General features: G+C 72.9%; 14 protein-coding genes and 1 pseudogene. 4 read left to right on the top strand and 11 right to left on the bottom strand.

What is annotated here, in order from left to right:
* Positions 1–76 precede the first annotated feature (76 nt).
* The 4 genes from EAO77_RS25945 to infC all read right to left on the bottom strand — a co-directional run bounded on the left by EAO77_RS25945 (position 77) and on the right by infC (position 2,495).
* The gene (locus EAO77_RS25945; protein ID WP_147990682.1) at positions 77–919 is read right to left on the bottom strand and encodes a TrmH family RNA methyltransferase; all 843 of its coding nucleotides are present in this window, start codon (positions 917–919) and stop codon (positions 77–79) included.
* Positions 920–1,031: 112 nt separating this feature from the next.
* Positions 1,032–1,415, bottom strand: coding sequence for a 50S ribosomal protein L20 (gene rplT, locus EAO77_RS25940; protein ID WP_016642495.1), 384 nt, complete (start codon positions 1,413–1,415; stop codon positions 1,032–1,034).
* Between the two features lie 100 nt (positions 1,416–1,515).
* Positions 1,516–1,710: a 50S ribosomal protein L35 gene (gene rpmI / locus EAO77_RS25935; RefSeq protein WP_018848956.1), complete on the bottom strand. Its 195-nt coding sequence runs from the start codon at positions 1,708–1,710 to the stop codon at positions 1,516–1,518.
* Between the two features lie 119 nt (positions 1,711–1,829).
* A complete protein-coding gene (gene infC / locus EAO77_RS25930) occupies positions 1,830–2,495 on the bottom strand; it encodes a translation initiation factor IF-3 (RefSeq protein WP_147990681.1) in 666 nt (221 codons plus the stop codon).
* Between the two features lie 353 nt (positions 2,496–2,848).
* On the opposite strand from infC, the gene EAO77_RS25920 reads away from it, so the two are divergent.
* Positions 2,849–3,229, top strand: coding sequence for a DUF1844 domain-containing protein (locus tag EAO77_RS25920; protein WP_147990680.1), 381 nt, complete (start codon positions 2,849–2,851; stop codon positions 3,227–3,229).
* Here the strand turns inward: EAO77_RS25920 and EAO77_RS25915 are convergent.
* Entirely contained in the window at positions 3,220–3,969 is a 750-nt protein-coding gene (locus EAO77_RS25915) for an SseB family protein (protein WP_147990679.1), read from the bottom strand. The genes EAO77_RS25920 and EAO77_RS25915 overlap by 10 nt on opposite strands.
* A 52-nt stretch (positions 3,970–4,021) precedes the next feature.
* A complete protein-coding gene (locus EAO77_RS25910; protein ID WP_261994143.1) occupies positions 4,022–5,017 on the bottom strand; it encodes an EamA family transporter in 996 nt (331 codons plus the stop codon).
* A gap of 60 nt (positions 5,018–5,077) precedes the next feature.
* Between EAO77_RS25910 and EAO77_RS41080 the strand changes: the two genes are divergently transcribed.
* Positions 5,078–5,872 carry a MarR family transcriptional regulator gene (locus EAO77_RS41080; protein ID WP_147990677.1) on the top strand — a complete coding sequence of 265 codons (795 nt, stop codon included), beginning with the start codon at positions 5,078–5,080 and terminating at the stop codon, positions 5,870–5,872.
* 93 nt (positions 5,873–5,965) lie between these two features.
* Here EAO77_RS41080 and EAO77_RS25900 read toward each other — a convergent pair whose 3' ends face one another.
* The 5 genes and pseudogenes from EAO77_RS25900 to EAO77_RS25885 form a co-directional block, all read right to left on the bottom strand.
* On the bottom strand, positions 5,966–6,766 hold the full coding sequence (locus EAO77_RS25900) for a hypothetical protein (protein WP_410088724.1): 801 nt from the start codon (positions 6,764–6,766) through the stop codon (positions 5,966–5,968).
* A 288-nt stretch (positions 6,767–7,054) separates the two neighbouring features.
* Positions 7,055–7,144 (bottom strand): annotated as a pseudogene (locus EAO77_RS41470) (DUF2510 domain-containing protein); the annotation flags it as partial.
* Between the two features lie 143 nt (positions 7,145–7,287).
* On the bottom strand, positions 7,288–8,073 hold the full coding sequence (locus tag EAO77_RS25895; RefSeq protein WP_147990676.1) for a 3-oxoacyl-ACP reductase: 786 nt from the start codon (positions 8,071–8,073) through the stop codon (positions 7,288–7,290).
* Between the two features lie 6 nt (positions 8,074–8,079).
* Positions 8,080–9,450, bottom strand: coding sequence for an aldehyde dehydrogenase family protein (locus tag EAO77_RS25890; protein WP_147990675.1), 1,371 nt, complete (start codon positions 9,448–9,450; stop codon positions 8,080–8,082).
* An 8-nt stretch (positions 9,451–9,458) separates the two neighbouring features.
* Complete coding sequence (locus EAO77_RS25885) at positions 9,459–10,823, bottom strand: glutamine synthetase family protein (RefSeq protein WP_147990674.1); 1,365 nt, start codon at positions 10,821–10,823, stop codon at positions 9,459–9,461.
* A 77-nt stretch (positions 10,824–10,900) separates the two neighbouring features.
* On the opposite strand from EAO77_RS25885, the gene EAO77_RS25880 reads away from it, so the two are divergent.
* A complete protein-coding gene (locus EAO77_RS25880; RefSeq protein ID WP_147990673.1) occupies positions 10,901–11,641 on the top strand; it encodes a FadR/GntR family transcriptional regulator in 741 nt (246 codons plus the stop codon).
* A 159-nt stretch (positions 11,642–11,800) separates the two neighbouring features.
* A complete protein-coding gene (eat, locus tag EAO77_RS25875) occupies positions 11,801–13,282 on the top strand; it encodes an ethanolamine permease (protein WP_147990672.1) in 1,482 nt (493 codons plus the stop codon).
* Positions 13,283–13,289: the final 7 nt, after the last annotated feature.

Genomic DNA, 13,289 nt, shown 5'->3' with positions numbered 1-13,289 from the left:
CTGCCGAGTGGGCCCCGAGCCCGTCACCCTACTAGCTGAAAGTGACGCGGCGGACCCCCTGAGCGAGTGGTCTCGTTCAGGCCGTCCCGCGCCCGGTGCGCTGTGCCCGCGCCGAGGCGTAGAGACATACGGCGGCGGCGGTCGCCAGGTTCAGGGACTCGGCCTTTCCGTGGATGGGCACCCGCACCACGGCGTCGGCGAGCGCCCGGGTCTCCTCGGGCAGTCCCCACGCCTCGTTGCCGAAGATCCAGGCGGTGGGCCCGCCCATGGTGCCGGCGTCGAGCTCGTCGTCGAGGTCGTGGTCGCCCGCGCCGTCGGCGGCCAGCACGCGCACCCCGGCGTCCTTCAGCCCCTGGACGGCCCTCTCGACGGGGACGCCGACGGCGACCGGCAGATGGAAGTGCGAACCGACCGAGGCCCGCACGGACTTGGGGTTGTACAGGTCGACGGAGGCGTCGGTGAGCACCACGGCGTCGGCGCCCGCGGCGTCGGCGCAGCGCAGCACGGTCCCGGCGTTCCCCGGGTCCCGGACGTGGGCGAGGACGGCGACGAGCCGGGGGCCTGCGGCGAGGATGTCCTCGAAGGGCGAGTCGAGGAAGCGGCAGACGCCGACCAGACCCTGGGGGGTCACGGTCTGGGACACCTCGGCGAGGACGGCGTCGGGGGCGTGGTGCACCCGGGCGCCCGCGGCGAGCGCGGCCTCGACGATGCCTGCGTACCGCTCGGCGGCCTCCACCGTGGTGAACAGCTCGACCAGGGTGTTCTCCCCGGTGGGGCCGCGGTGGGCGACGGCCTCGCGGACGGCCTGGGGGCCCTCGGCGATGAACAGCCGGTCCTTCCCGCGGAAGTTCCGCTTGGCGAGCCGCCGGGCGGCGGTCACTCGGGGGGAACGCGGGGAGATCAGCTCGGGGGTGGGCATGGGCGCCTTGGGCTCTCTCACTGGTCGGGCTGGTCGGGCACGGATCGGCGGGGGCCAAACGCGCCGGACCCGCAGGCGGGCGGCCTGCGGGTCCGGTCGGCTCGACGAAGCGTCAGGCGGCCTTGGGGGCGTTGACGTCGCTCGGAAGCGCCTTCTGGGCGACCTCGACGAGGGCCGCGAACGCGTTGGCGTCGTTGACCGCGAGCTCGGCGAGGATCTTGCGGTCCACCTCGATGTTGGCGGCCTTCAGACCCTGGATGAAGCGGTTGTAGGTGATGCCGTTGGCGCGGGCAGCGGCGTTGATGCGCTGGATCCACAGCTGACGGAAGTCGCCCTTGCGCTTCTTGCGGTCGTTGTAGTTGTAGACCAGGGAGTGGGTGACCTGCTCCTTGGCCTTGCGGTACAGGCGCGAACGCTGACCGCGGTAGCCGCTGGCCTGCTCGAGGATCGCCCGGCGCTTCTTGTGGGCGTTGACTGCCCGCTTGACGCGTGCCACTTGTTAACTCCTTGTAGCGGGGCCGTGGTCGGTGATCACACGGCCCGGAAACGAATAGGTCCCGGTCCCGGCGTCCCGTCCCCTGCGGGGACGGAGGACGTCACTTGCCGAGAAGCTTCTTGATCTTCGCGGCGTCGCCCGGGGCCATCTCGGCGTTGCCGGTGAGGCGGCGCGTCAGACGGGACGACTTGTGCTCGAGCAGGTGGCGCTTGCCGGCGCGCTCGCGGAGCACCTTGCCGGAGCCGGTGATCTTGAAGCGCTTCTTGGCACCGCTGTGCGTCTTGTTCTTCGGCATCGCGCCGTTCTCTCCTCATCAGTGGCGCTCCCCCGGTGCGGGCACCGGACAGCGGGAGCGTCAGATCGTGGTTGGGGTTCCGGGCCCGACCGGGGCCGCTGCGGGGCGGCCCCTTCGGGTCACGCCTCGGAAGGTGTGTCGGCCGGGGCGTCGGTCTCGGCCGGGGCGTCGTGACCCTGGTCCGCCGAGCCCTGGCGTTCTGCCTTGCGTGCGGCCTGGGCCTCACGCGCCTCGGCCATGGCCTCGGTCTTCTTCTTGTGGGGGCCAAGAACCATGATCATGTTCCGGCCGTCCTGCTTCGGGTTCGACTCGATGAAGCCGAGGTCCTCGACGTCGGCCGCGAGACGCTGCAGCAGACGGAAGCCGAGTTCGGGGCGGGACTGCTCACGACCACGGAACATGATCGTGATCTTGACCTTGTCGCCCTGCTTGAGGAACCGGACGACGTGACCCTTCTTGGTGTCATAGTCGTGCGGATCGATCTTCGGCCGGAGCTTCATCTCCTTGATGACCGTGTGCGCCTGGTTCTTGCGCGCCTCACGGGCCTTCATGGCCGACTCGTACTTGAACTTCCCGTAGTCCATGAGCTTGCACACGGGCGGGCGGGCGTTCGCCGCGACCTCGACCAGGTCGAGGTCGTACTCCTGCGCAAGCTCCAGGGCCTTGGCAAGCGGAACAATCCCGACCTGCTCGCCGCTGGGACCGACAAGTCGCACCTCGGGAACGCGAATCCGGTCGTTGATGCGGGGCTCGGCGCTGATGGATCCTCCTAAGTAGCACCACACGACCGCCTGGCAGACAGCCGCGTAACGTCTGTTTCGTCAGACCAACCGCGCCGGAACACGAAAAATGCCCCGGACGGGACACAGGCGGATGCTCCATCGAACCGGAACACCGCCGCGAGTCGTCGCGGGGCGCACATCGGGCGACTTCCATCGTCCGTACGGAACGATGGGCGCCGCCTGACCGGTGACCCGCCGCCCAGGAGGAGCGGCCAGGTGGGAGATCGGAGCCTCCACTTGTGGGCCGGACACACTGGTGTCCAGCCGGTCGTCACACAAGGTTAGCAGCTCCCGGGGGATGCGGCTAACCGGCGGCCGGGGCGGGCCGTCGGGCGCCGGGGCATATCGTGTGCGTCATGAGTGACGCGACCTCCCCCAATGAATCCACCGGAACACCGGGATCTCCCGACTTCGACGCCATGACGCGCGACATCGCCGAGGTCCCGGCCGTCGAGGTGATCGTCACGGTCGCGGTCAACCTGATGAGCGCGGCCGCGGTCAAGCTCGGTCTGACCGAGGACGCCGAGGACCACAAGGACCTCGACGAGGCCCGCAAGCTGGTCCACGCACTGGCCGGACTGCTGGACGCCAGCACCACCGAGATCAGCTCGTTCCACGCGGCGCCGCTGCGGGACGGCCTGAAGTCCCTGCAGCTGGCGTTCCGCGAGGCGTCGCTCGTCCCGGACGAGCCGGGCCAGGGCCCCGGCGAGAAGTACACCGGCCCGGTCTACGGCTGATCCGCGCCGCCCCGCACGTACAAGGGCTCGCCCGGAGCGGCGGCCTCGGCAGGCAGCAGTGCCAGGTCGAGTCCCCGCACCAGGCGGGCCCTCAGCACGTCGTGGGACGCGAGCGCCCGGGCGACCCGGTTGCCCGCCTCCGCGGGCACCGCGTCCGGGGCGAGGACCAGCGCCAGCGTGCCGTCGGTGTCCCGGCCGGGCAGGAGGTGGGCCCGCAGCACGCCCGGTTCCGCGGCCAGCGTCTGGCGCAGGGCCCCGGTGACGGCCGGATCGGCGAGCGGGTCCGTGCTCGAGCGGCCCTCGGCGAGGGCAAGCAGCGCGGGGCCGCTGAGCTGGTACGGGACGGGGCCGGCCAGGTCGAGGACGACGGTGTCCGCCTTCTCGTGGGCGGCTGCCGCCAGCGCCTGGTGCAGGGGCACGGCGACGGGGCGGGCCTCGGGGTCCCAGCGGGCGAGCGAGGCGGTCGAGGTGAACGCGGGCAGGGCCCGGCGTCCGCCCGCGGTGAGCGTGGGGACGGCCATGTCACTGGTCTTCTCGCGGCGCAGACCGTTCTCGTCGGTCTCGACCTCGCCGAGCACGGCGACGACGGGGACGAGGAGACGCGCGCCCTTCAGGGCGGTGAGGACGGCCTGCTCGGCCGTGCCGTCCTCCGCCCAGGCGGCGAGCGCCGCCTGAAGGGCGGGGTCGGCGGTGCCGTCGTCGTCGGAGAAACCTGGGTCCGGGATGTTCTTGAGCGCCACGCACCGAGCCTAGCCCTCTCCCCGGGGGGGTCCCGCCGCGGGCGCGGTGACGTCATGTCCCCGCGACAGCGCCTCGCTCACGGTCCTGCGTCCCACCTGGCCGGCTGCTCCGAAGACGGTCATGCGCATGGTCGGTCTCCCTGGTCTGTGCGGTGTCGGGTCGTGGTCGGACGGCGCGGCGGGACGGGGCGTGCCGGCGCTGCGCCGCCACGAGGGCGGCGAGGACGACGGCGGCGCCGACGGCCTGGAGTGCGTTGAGCCGCTCCCCGGCGACGATCACGCCGAGGACGGTGGCGACGAGCGGGCTGAGGAGGCCGAGGAAGGAGACCGCTGTCGGCGGCAGCTCCCGTATGCCGCGGAACCACAGGGCGTAGGCCACGGCCGCGCCGATGAGCGACAGATAGGCGTAGCCCGCGAGGTTCACGGCCGTCAGCCCCGCAGGCGGCGGGCCTTCGACGAGCAGCGCCACCGGGAGCAGCAGCAGTCCTCCGGCGACCAGTTGCCAGCCGGTCGTGGCCAGCAGCGGGGCGGGTGAGGTCCAGCGTTTGGCGAGCACCACGCCGGTGGCCATCACCAGGGCGCCGCCGAGTGCCGCGGCCACGCCGACGGCATCGAGTCGCGCCTGCGAGCGCAGGACGAGCAGGCTCACACCGGCCACTCCCGCGATGCCCGCCAGTGCCGTGCGTGCGGACAGGCGGTCGCCCAGGAGCGCGGCGGACAGTCCGGCGGCGAGCAGTGGCTGCACGGCGCCCACCGTGGCGGCCACTCCGCCCGGCAGCCGGTACGCGGCGACGAAGAGCAGCGCGAAGAACACGCCGATGTTCAGCGCGCCGAGCAGGAGGGCGCGCCACCACCAGATCCCCCGGGGGAGACGCCGGGTGACGACGACGAGCAGCAGCCCGGCGGGCAGGGCACGGAGCACCGCGGCCAGGAGCGGGCGGCCGGGCGGCAGCAGCTCCGTCGTGACGAGATACGTGGTGCCCCAGATGACGGGCGCCAGCGCGGTCAGCACGACGATGCCGAGCCGATGGCCTCGAACGCTTCTCAACAGGTTGCTTAGCACTAAGCCAAAGTACCTCATGACTAAGCGATTGGCTAGGCTGTCCCCATGGCAGACCACGTGGATCTCGTGCTGGGGCAGTGGGGCGCACAGCGTCCCGATCTGGACGTGTCGCCGATGGCGGTGATCGGCCGCCTGTCACGGGCGTCGCGCCTGATCGGAAACGAGCTGGGGAAGACCTTCGCCGCGCACGGACTGGACTCCGCGTCGTTCGACGTCCTGGCCACACTGCGGCGCAGCGGCCCCGACCACCGCCTCACGCCCGCGGAGCTGATGCGGGCGGCGATGGTCACCTCCGGGGCCATCACCCAGCGCCTGGACCGCCTCCAGGCGCGCGGGCTGGTGACCCGCACCCCGAGCGAGTCGGACGGCCGGGTCGTCCACGTCTCGCTGACCGAGGAGGGGCTCGCCCTCATCGACCGCACCCTGCCGGACCATCTGGCCACCGAGCGCGGCGTGCTGGCCGGGCTCACCGGGGCCGATCTCGGGGCTCTGGCCGGGCTGCTGCGCGAACTTCTGGAGTCCCTCGGCGACACGGTGCCCGAGGAGCAGATCCCCCGCCGCCCCTCGCGCGAAGGTTCTGAGAATGAGTTCTGCGAAACCGCGTCCGAGGATTTCCGCGCCTCACCGGTGCGCGTGGAGTACGCGGGGCACGGCCGCCCCGGCGGTCCCGCCGGGGGACGGCCGAAGGTGATCGACGAGGAGATGCTCACCCGGGCCCGGGAGCTGCGCGCCCAGGGCATGCCGGTCGCCGAGATCGCCGCCCGACTCACCATCCGCACCGGCAAGAACGCGGGCAGGCCGCCCTCGGTCGCCTCCCTCTACCGGGCGCTCGCCGAATGACCCCGGAGCGCCACCGGCCCGGTTGCCCCGGCGCGTACCACCGCCGGAACACCACCGCACCACCGCGGCGAGCGGGCCCGCCGGCCGTCGGTCTCAGCCGGGGCCGGGGCCGATGCTGCTGCCGACGCCGCCGCTCGCCGTGTCGTCCCCGATCGCCCGGATCCCCGCCGTGATCCGGTCCATCTCCGCGAGGTCGGGTCCGTCGGGACCCGCGTCGAAGGCGAAGCGCACGACCACCAGCGCCCCGGTCCCCGCCGTCGAGGGGAACACCAGCGACTGCACGTATCCGCCCGGACCCGCGCCCGTGACGACCTTCCAGCGCACCAGGTAGCCGGCACGGCCGGCGACCGCGACGTTCTGCGCCTTGACGACGCTGTGCGAGGTGATGCCGCCGTGGGTGCGGTTGCCGAGCGCGTCCTCGTCGTACGAGGCGTCCGCCGCCTTCCCGATGTCCTTCTCCGCGACGGACCTGGCGGTGGCGGCGCCGCCCGTCGCCCCGGACAGGTCGGCGGTGATCGACGTCACCTGGCCGTGACGGCAGAGCGGTGAACCGCCGCCGGGGCACTCGTAGGTGGCGTCCGTGTACATGGTGGCGCCGGAGCCGAGTGCGCGCTCGGACTCGATCCAGCCGTCCGGGATCGGCAGGCTGATGCCGTTGAGCTGGTCGACCAGACGCCCCGGGTGGGCCTCGGCGCTCTTCTCGGGTGAGGGGCCCGGCGCCCCCGTGGTGGCGGACGCGGACACCACCGGGCTCTCGGGTGCGGTCTCCGGCCCGGCCGGGTCGTCGTCCGTGCCGAGCAGCACGGCGCCGGTCACCACGGCGGCCGCCACCACGACCGCAGCCGCGGACAGCGCCGCTGCCCGCCGTCCGCGTCCGCCGCGCCCGGCAGGCACGCCGGACGACTGCCGGAGCGGCACGGTGGGCGGTCCGAACCCGCCCCCGGCCGCGTGCGGCCCCGGCCCGCCCGCGGGCGTGTGCGTCCCGAATCCACCCTCGGGCGTGTGCGTCCCGAAGCCCCCCGCGGGCGTGTGCGGACCGTATCCGCCCCCGGGCGCGAACGGTCCGCTTCCCCCCGCAGGCGCGTGCGCCCCCGGCCCGCCCGCAGGCGTGGGCCGTCCGAACCCACCTCCGGCCGCGTGCGGCCCCGACCCGTCGCCGGGCGGCATCCGCCCCTGGACCGCCCGGGTGTGAGCGGTCCAGGCCGAGCCGTCCCACCATCGTTCCGCGCCCGGTGCGTGGGGGTCCGGGTACCAGCCGGGCGGGGTCGTCATGCTCATGCGGGCCAGCCTATGCGGCGGACCGTCCGCGCCACCGGCGCCCGGCCGCCTCCGCCGCGGCCCGCGCCGGGCGCCGCGCACCGGCCGCCCCCGACGCGGAGGCCGGCATGCAGAGGCCGAGATCCGGACGAAGGGTCCTAGAGCGGCGTGACGTACGCACCGGAGATGCCGCCGTCCACGAGGAAGTCCGTGGCGTTGACGAACGAGGAGTCGTCGCTGGCCAGGAACGCCACGGCGGCCGCGATCTCGGTCGCGTCGGCGAAGCGTCCGACGGGGATGTGCACCAGCCGGCGGGCCGCGCGTTCGGGGTCCTTGGCGAACAGCTCGCGCAGCAGCGGGGTGTCGACCGGTCCCGGGCAGAGGGCGTTGACCCGGATGCCCTCGCGGGCGAACTGCACGCCCAGTTCGCGGGACATGGCGAGGACGCCGCCCTTGGAGGCGGTGTAGGAGATCTGCGACGTCGCCGCTCCCATCCGGGCGACGAAGGACGCCGTGTTGATGATCGAGCCCCTGCCCTGGCGCCGCATGTAGGGGATGGCGGCCTTGCAGCAGAGGTAGACCGAGGTCAGGTTGACCTCCTGGACGCGCTTCCACGCCTCCAGACCGGTGTCCAGGATCGAGTCGTCGTCCGGGGGCGAGATGCCCGCGTTGTTGAAGGCGATGTCGACGCTGCCCCCGGTCTCGTAGGCGGTCCTGAACAGCGTCTCCACCTGGTCGGGGTCCGTGACGTCGACGCGGACGAAGGTGCCGCCGGTCTCGTCGGCCGCGGCCTTGCCGGCCGTCCCGTCGATGTCGCCGCAGACGACGTGCGCTCCCTCGGCGGCGAGCCTGCGCACGGTGGCGAGGCCGATGCCGCTGCCGGCGCCGGTGACGACTGCGGTGCGGCCGACCAGGCGGCGGCAGATGGGGGTCTCGTCGGTCATGGGTGCTCAGGCCTCCGTGCTCAGGAAGACGTTCTTGGTCTCGGTGAAGGCGGCGAGGGCGTCGGGGCCCAGTTCCCGGCCGAGTCCGGACTGCTTGTAACCGCCGAACGGGGTCCAGTAGCGGACGCTGGAGTGGGAGTTGACGGAGAGGTTGCCGGCGGCGACGGCCCCGGACACGCGCAGGGCGCGGCCGACGTCGCGGGTCCAGATCGAGCCGGCGAGGCCGTAGTCCGTGGCGTTGGCGAGGCGGACGGCGTCCTCCTCGTCGTCGAAGGGCAGGACGACGGCGACCGGTCCGAAGATCTCCTCGCACGCGGCGGGAGCGTCGGCGGCCAGGCCGGTCAGGACCGTGGGCGGGAACCAGAAGCCGGGGCCACGGGGGGCGGCGCCGCGGATGCCCTCCGCGCCGTCGGGCACGTAGGACCGCACCCGCTCCATCTGCGCCTTGGAGATCAGCGGCCCCATGTCCGTCCGCTCGTCCGCCGGGTCGCCGACCTCCACCGCGGCGAGGGCGGGGGCGAGCAGGTCGAGGAACCGGTCGTGGACGGAGCGCTGGACGAGGATCCTGGTCCGCGCGCAGCAGTCCTGGCCGCTGTTGTCCAGGAAGGACATGGGGGCCGCGGCGGCCGCCTTCTCCAGGTCGGCGTCGGCGAAGACGATGTTCGGGCTCTTCCCGCCCAGTTCGAGGGTGACCCGCTTCACCTGGCCGGCGGCGAGGGACATGATCCGCCTGCCGGTCCGGGTGGACCCGGTGAACACGATCTTGGCGACGCCCGGGTGCCGCACCAGGGCCTCGCCGGCGATGTCGCCGCGTCCGGGCAGCACCTGGAGGAGGTGCTCGGGGAGCCCCGCCTCCAGGGCGAGCTCGGCGAGCCGCAGGGCGGTCAGCGGCGTGGTCTCGGCCGGCTTGAGGACGACGGCGTTCCCCGCGGCGAGCGCGGGGGCCGCGCCCCAGGCGGCGATCGGCATCGGGAAGTTCCACGGCGCGATGACGCCGACTACGCCGAGCGGTTCCAGGAGGGTGATGTCGATGCCGCCGGGCACCGGGATCTGACGGCCCGTCAGGCGCTCCACTCCCCCGGCGGCGTACTCCAGCAGGTCGCGGACGTTGCCCGCCTCCCAGCGGGCGTTGCCGATGGTGTGGCCGGCCTCCCTGACCTCCAGGGCGGCCAGTTCGCCGGTGCGGGCGTCGACGACGTCGGCGAAGCGGCGCAGCAGCCGGGCCCGGTCGGCGGGCGCCGCGGCCGCCCAGGCCCGCTGGGCTGCGGCGGCGCGGGTGACGGCCGTGTCCACGTCGGCGGCGGTGGCGCCGGGGACGGTGGCGACGACCTCCTCGGTGGCGGGATTCAGTACGTCGAGTGCGTACGGCTCTGACACGTGCGTCCTCACATGCGTTCGAAGGAGCGGCGCAGCTCCCAGTCGGTGACGGCGGCGTCGAAGGCGGCGAGTTCGACGCGCGCCATGTTGCGGTAGTGGGCGACGACCTCGTCGCCGAAGCCGGCCTTGGCGACGGGGCTGTTCTCCCAGAGTTCGGCGGCCTCGCGGAGGGTGGTGGGGACGTGCGCGTAGTCGGCGGTGTAGGCGTTCCCGGCGCAGGGCTCGGGCAGTTCGAGCTCCTGCTCGACGCCGTGCAGGCCGGCGGCCACCAGCCCGGCGACGGCGAGGTACGGATTGACGTCGCCGCCGGGCAGCCGGTTCTCGAAGCGCAGGGAGCGGCCGTGGCCCACGACCCGCAGGGAGCAGGTGCGGTTGTCGTGGCCCCAGGCGACGGCGGTGGGGGCGAAGGAGCCGGGCTGGAAGCGCTTGTAGGAGTTGACGTGGGGTGCGTACAGGAGCGAGAAGTCGCGCAGTGCGGCGAGCTGCCCGGCGAGGAAGTGGCGCATCACCGGGGACATGCCGCCGGGGTCGTCCCCGGCCATGACGTTGTGTCCGTCGGCGTCCACGAGGGAGAGGTGGATGTGGCAGGAGTTGCCCTCGCGCTCGTTGTACTTGGCCATGAAGGTGAGCGAGAAGCCCTCCTGGGCGGCGATCTCCTTGGCGCCCGTCTTGTAGAGGGCGTGCTGGTCGCAGGTGACGAGGGCCTCGTCGTAGCGGAAGACGATCTCGTGCTGGCCGGGGTTGCACTCGCCCTTGGCGGACTCGACGGTGAGCCCCGCGCCCGCCATCTCGTTGCGGATGCGGCGCAGCAGGGGCTCGATGCGGCCGGTGCCGAGGACGGAGTAGTCGATGTTGTACTGGTTGGCCGGCGTCAGGCCGCGGTAGTCGCGGTCCCATGCCTGTTCGTAGGTGTCCCTGAAGACGATGAACTCCAGCTCCGTGCCCACCTGCGCGGTCCAGCCGCGCTCCGACAGCCGCTCCAGCTGGCGGCGCAGGATCTGGCGGGGCGCGGCGACGACGGGTGAGCCGTCGTGCCAGGCGAGGTCGGCCACCAGCAGTGCGGTGCCCTGGTGCCAGGGGATGCGGCGCAGCGTGGTGGGATCGGGGTGCATGGCGAAGTCGCCGTAGCCGCGGTCCCACGAGGACATGTCGTAGCCGTCGACGGTGTTCATCTCGGTGTCCACGGCGAGGAGATAGTTGCAGCCCTCGGTACCGTGCTCGGCGACCTCGTCGAGGAAGAACGGCGCCGCGAACCGCTTCCCCTGGAGGCGGCCCTGCATGTCGGGGAAGGCCAGGACGACGGTGTCGATCTCGCCCCGCTGGACCTCGGCCCGCAGGTCGTCGAGCGAGAGCGGGGGTGTGCGGTCTGCCACGGGATCACTCCTCCTGGAGCCGGCGGGGAGCCATAAGGTATTACTGGAGACCATTGCTTGGGAAGGGGAAACGCGAGGTGGCGACGACGGCTGGGGCGGCGAGCGGGTCCGCGGACCGGCTGACCGCGGTGCTGCGGCCGGTCCGCGCGGGCAACGGGTTCGAGGAGGCGCTGGAGCAGATCCTCCAGCTGCTGCGGCTCGGGCTGGTCTCCGGCGGCGAACGGCTGCCCGCGGAACGGGAGCTGGCCGAGCGGATGGGCATCAGCCGGGTCACCCTGCGGGAGGTCCTGAAGGTGCTGACCGACCAGCGGCTGGTGGAGAGCCGGCGCGGCCGCTACGGCGGAACGTTCGTGCTGCACCGTCCCGACAGCCACGGCGAGGACGAGCTGCGCCGCCGGGTCGCCGGAGTCGACGTGGAGGACACGCTGCGCTTCCGCGAGGTCCTGGAGACCGGCGCGGCCGGGCTCTGCGCCGCCCACGGGCTCACCGGACCGGACGCGGACCGGCTGCGCGCGGCGCTCGCCGCGACGAGGGACGCGCAGCTCGCCGACTACCGCAAGCAGGACACCCTGCTGCACCTGACCCTGGCCGAGCTGTCCGGCTCCCCGTCGCTGACCGCCCGGTACGCGGCGGTCCGGGCCACGCTCAACGACCTGCTCGACTGCATACCGCTGCTCGTGCGCAACCTGGAGCACTCCCAGCACCAGCACACGGCGCTGGTGGAGGCGGTGCTGGACGGGGACGCGGACGCGGCCCGCGAGGTGATGCGGGAGCACTGCGAGGGGACGGCGGCACTGCTGCGCGGGTTCCTGGCCTGAGATCCGGGGCAGGGTGTGACGAGGGCCGGTCCGGCGACGGCAGGGCGCGCGGCAGCAGGGTGGCACCCGTGACACCGGGTTTGCGCACAGGGCTTGCGCAGCCGCCGCCGTGCCGCAAAGGTGTCCGCACAAACCTTTGACCTGAGCCAGGAGCTACCCATGGCTGAAGGCACCACATCGCGCCCCTCCCCCACCGGCCCCGCCGCCCCGTCCGCGGCCGACTCGCCGCAGGGCGACGCCTATCTGGACCGCCGCACCCTGCGCAGGGGCAGCGCGGGCTGGCTGCTGCTGACGGGGCTCGGCGTCGCCTACGTCGTCTCCGGTGACTTCTCCGGCTGGAACATCGGTCTCTCCAAGGGCGGTTTCGGCGGCCTGGCCGTCGCCACCCTGCTGATGGGCGCGATGTACGCCTGCCTGGTCTTCGCGCTCGCCGAGCTGTCCGCGATCCTGCCGACGGCCGGCGGCGGCTACGGCTTCGCCCGCCGCGCCCTCGGCACTTGGGGCGGCTTCCTCACGGGCACGGCCATCCTGATCGAGTACATCCTCGCGCCCGCCGCGATCTCCATCTTCATCGGCGACTACGTCGAGTCGCTCGGCCTGTTCGGCCTGGAGTCGGGCTGGCCCGTCCTCCTCGCCTGTTTCGCCGTCTTCATCGGCATCCACCTGTGGGGCGTGGGCGAGGCGCTGCGCTTCAGCCTGGTCGTCACGGCGATCGCCGTCGCGGCGCTGCTGATCTTCGCGGTGGGCGCGTTCACGGAGTTCGACGCCGGGTCGCTCGACGACATCCCGGCGGACGCGGAGGCGTTCGGCTCGTCCTCCTGGCTGCCGTTCGGGCTGCTGGGGATCTGGGCCGCCTTCCCGTTCGGCATGTGGTTCTTCCTCGGGGTCGAGGGGGTGCCGCTCGCCGCCGAGGAGGCCAAGGACCCGGTGCGGTCGATGCCCCGGGCACTGGCGATCTCGATGGGCGTGCTGGTGCTGCTCGCGGTGCTCACCTTCTTCGCGGCCAGCGGTGCGCGCGGCTCGGCGGCGATCCAGGAGGCGGGGAACCCGCTGGTGGTGGCACTCCAGGGGGACGGGGACCCGACCGCGCTGAGCCGCTTCATCAACTACGCGGGGCTCGCAGGTCTCGTGGCCTCCTTCTTCTCGCTGATCTACGCGGGCTCTCGGCAGCTCTTCGCGCTCTCGCGGGCGGGATATCTGCCGCGGTTCCTGTCGCTCACGAGCCGCCGCAAGTCGCCGTACCTCGGTCTGCTCATCCCCGGGGCCATCGGCTTCGCACTGGCGGCGGGCACCGGCAACGGCGCCCGGATGCTCAACATCGCCGTCTTCGGCGCGACCATCAGCTACGCGCTCATGGCCCTCTCCCACATCGTGCTCCGCCGCCGGGAGCCGGAGCTCCCGCGCCCCTACCGGACGCCGGGCGGTGTGGCCACCTCGTCGGTCGCGTTCGTGCTCGCCCTGTCGGCGCTGGTGGCGACGTTCCTGGTGGACAGGGACGCCGCGTTCACGGCTCTCGCCGTGTACGCCGTGGCCCTCGCCTACTTCGCCTTCTACAGTCGGCACCGGCTGGTGGCACGCGCGCCGGAGGAGGAGTTCGCGGCGCTGGCGGCCGCCGAGGCCGAGCTGGACCGCAAGGGATGAGGACGGA

Origin of the sequence: Streptomyces sp. T39, assembly GCF_008042045.1 — a bacterium.
Lineage (GTDB): Bacteria > Actinomycetota > Actinomycetes > Streptomycetales > Streptomycetaceae > Streptomyces.
Note: the sequence above shows the minus strand (reverse complement) of the source record. Positions and strands in the feature narration are given on the sequence as shown.

Excerpts from the sequence above, each read along its gene's own strand:
- EAO77_RS25945 (WP_147990682.1), bottom strand. The coding sequence starts at position 919 with ATGCCCACCCCCGAGCTGATCTCCCCGCGTTCCCCCCGAGTGACCGCC.
- rpmI (WP_018848956.1), bottom strand. The coding sequence starts at position 1,710 with ATGCCGAAGAACAAGACGCACAGCGGTGCCAAGAAGCGCTTCAAGATC.
- EAO77_RS25920 (WP_147990680.1), top strand. The coding sequence starts at position 2,849 with ATGAGTGACGCGACCTCCCCCAATGAATCCACCGGAACACCGGGATCT.
- EAO77_RS41080 (WP_147990677.1), top strand. The coding sequence starts at position 5,078 with ATGGCAGACCACGTGGATCTCGTGCTGGGGCAGTGGGGCGCACAGCGT.
- EAO77_RS25895 (WP_147990676.1), bottom strand. The coding sequence starts at position 8,073 with ATGACCGACGAGACCCCCATCTGCCGCCGCCTGGTCGGCCGCACCGCA.
- eat (WP_147990672.1), top strand. The coding sequence starts at position 11,801 with ATGGCTGAAGGCACCACATCGCGCCCCTCCCCCACCGGCCCCGCCGCC.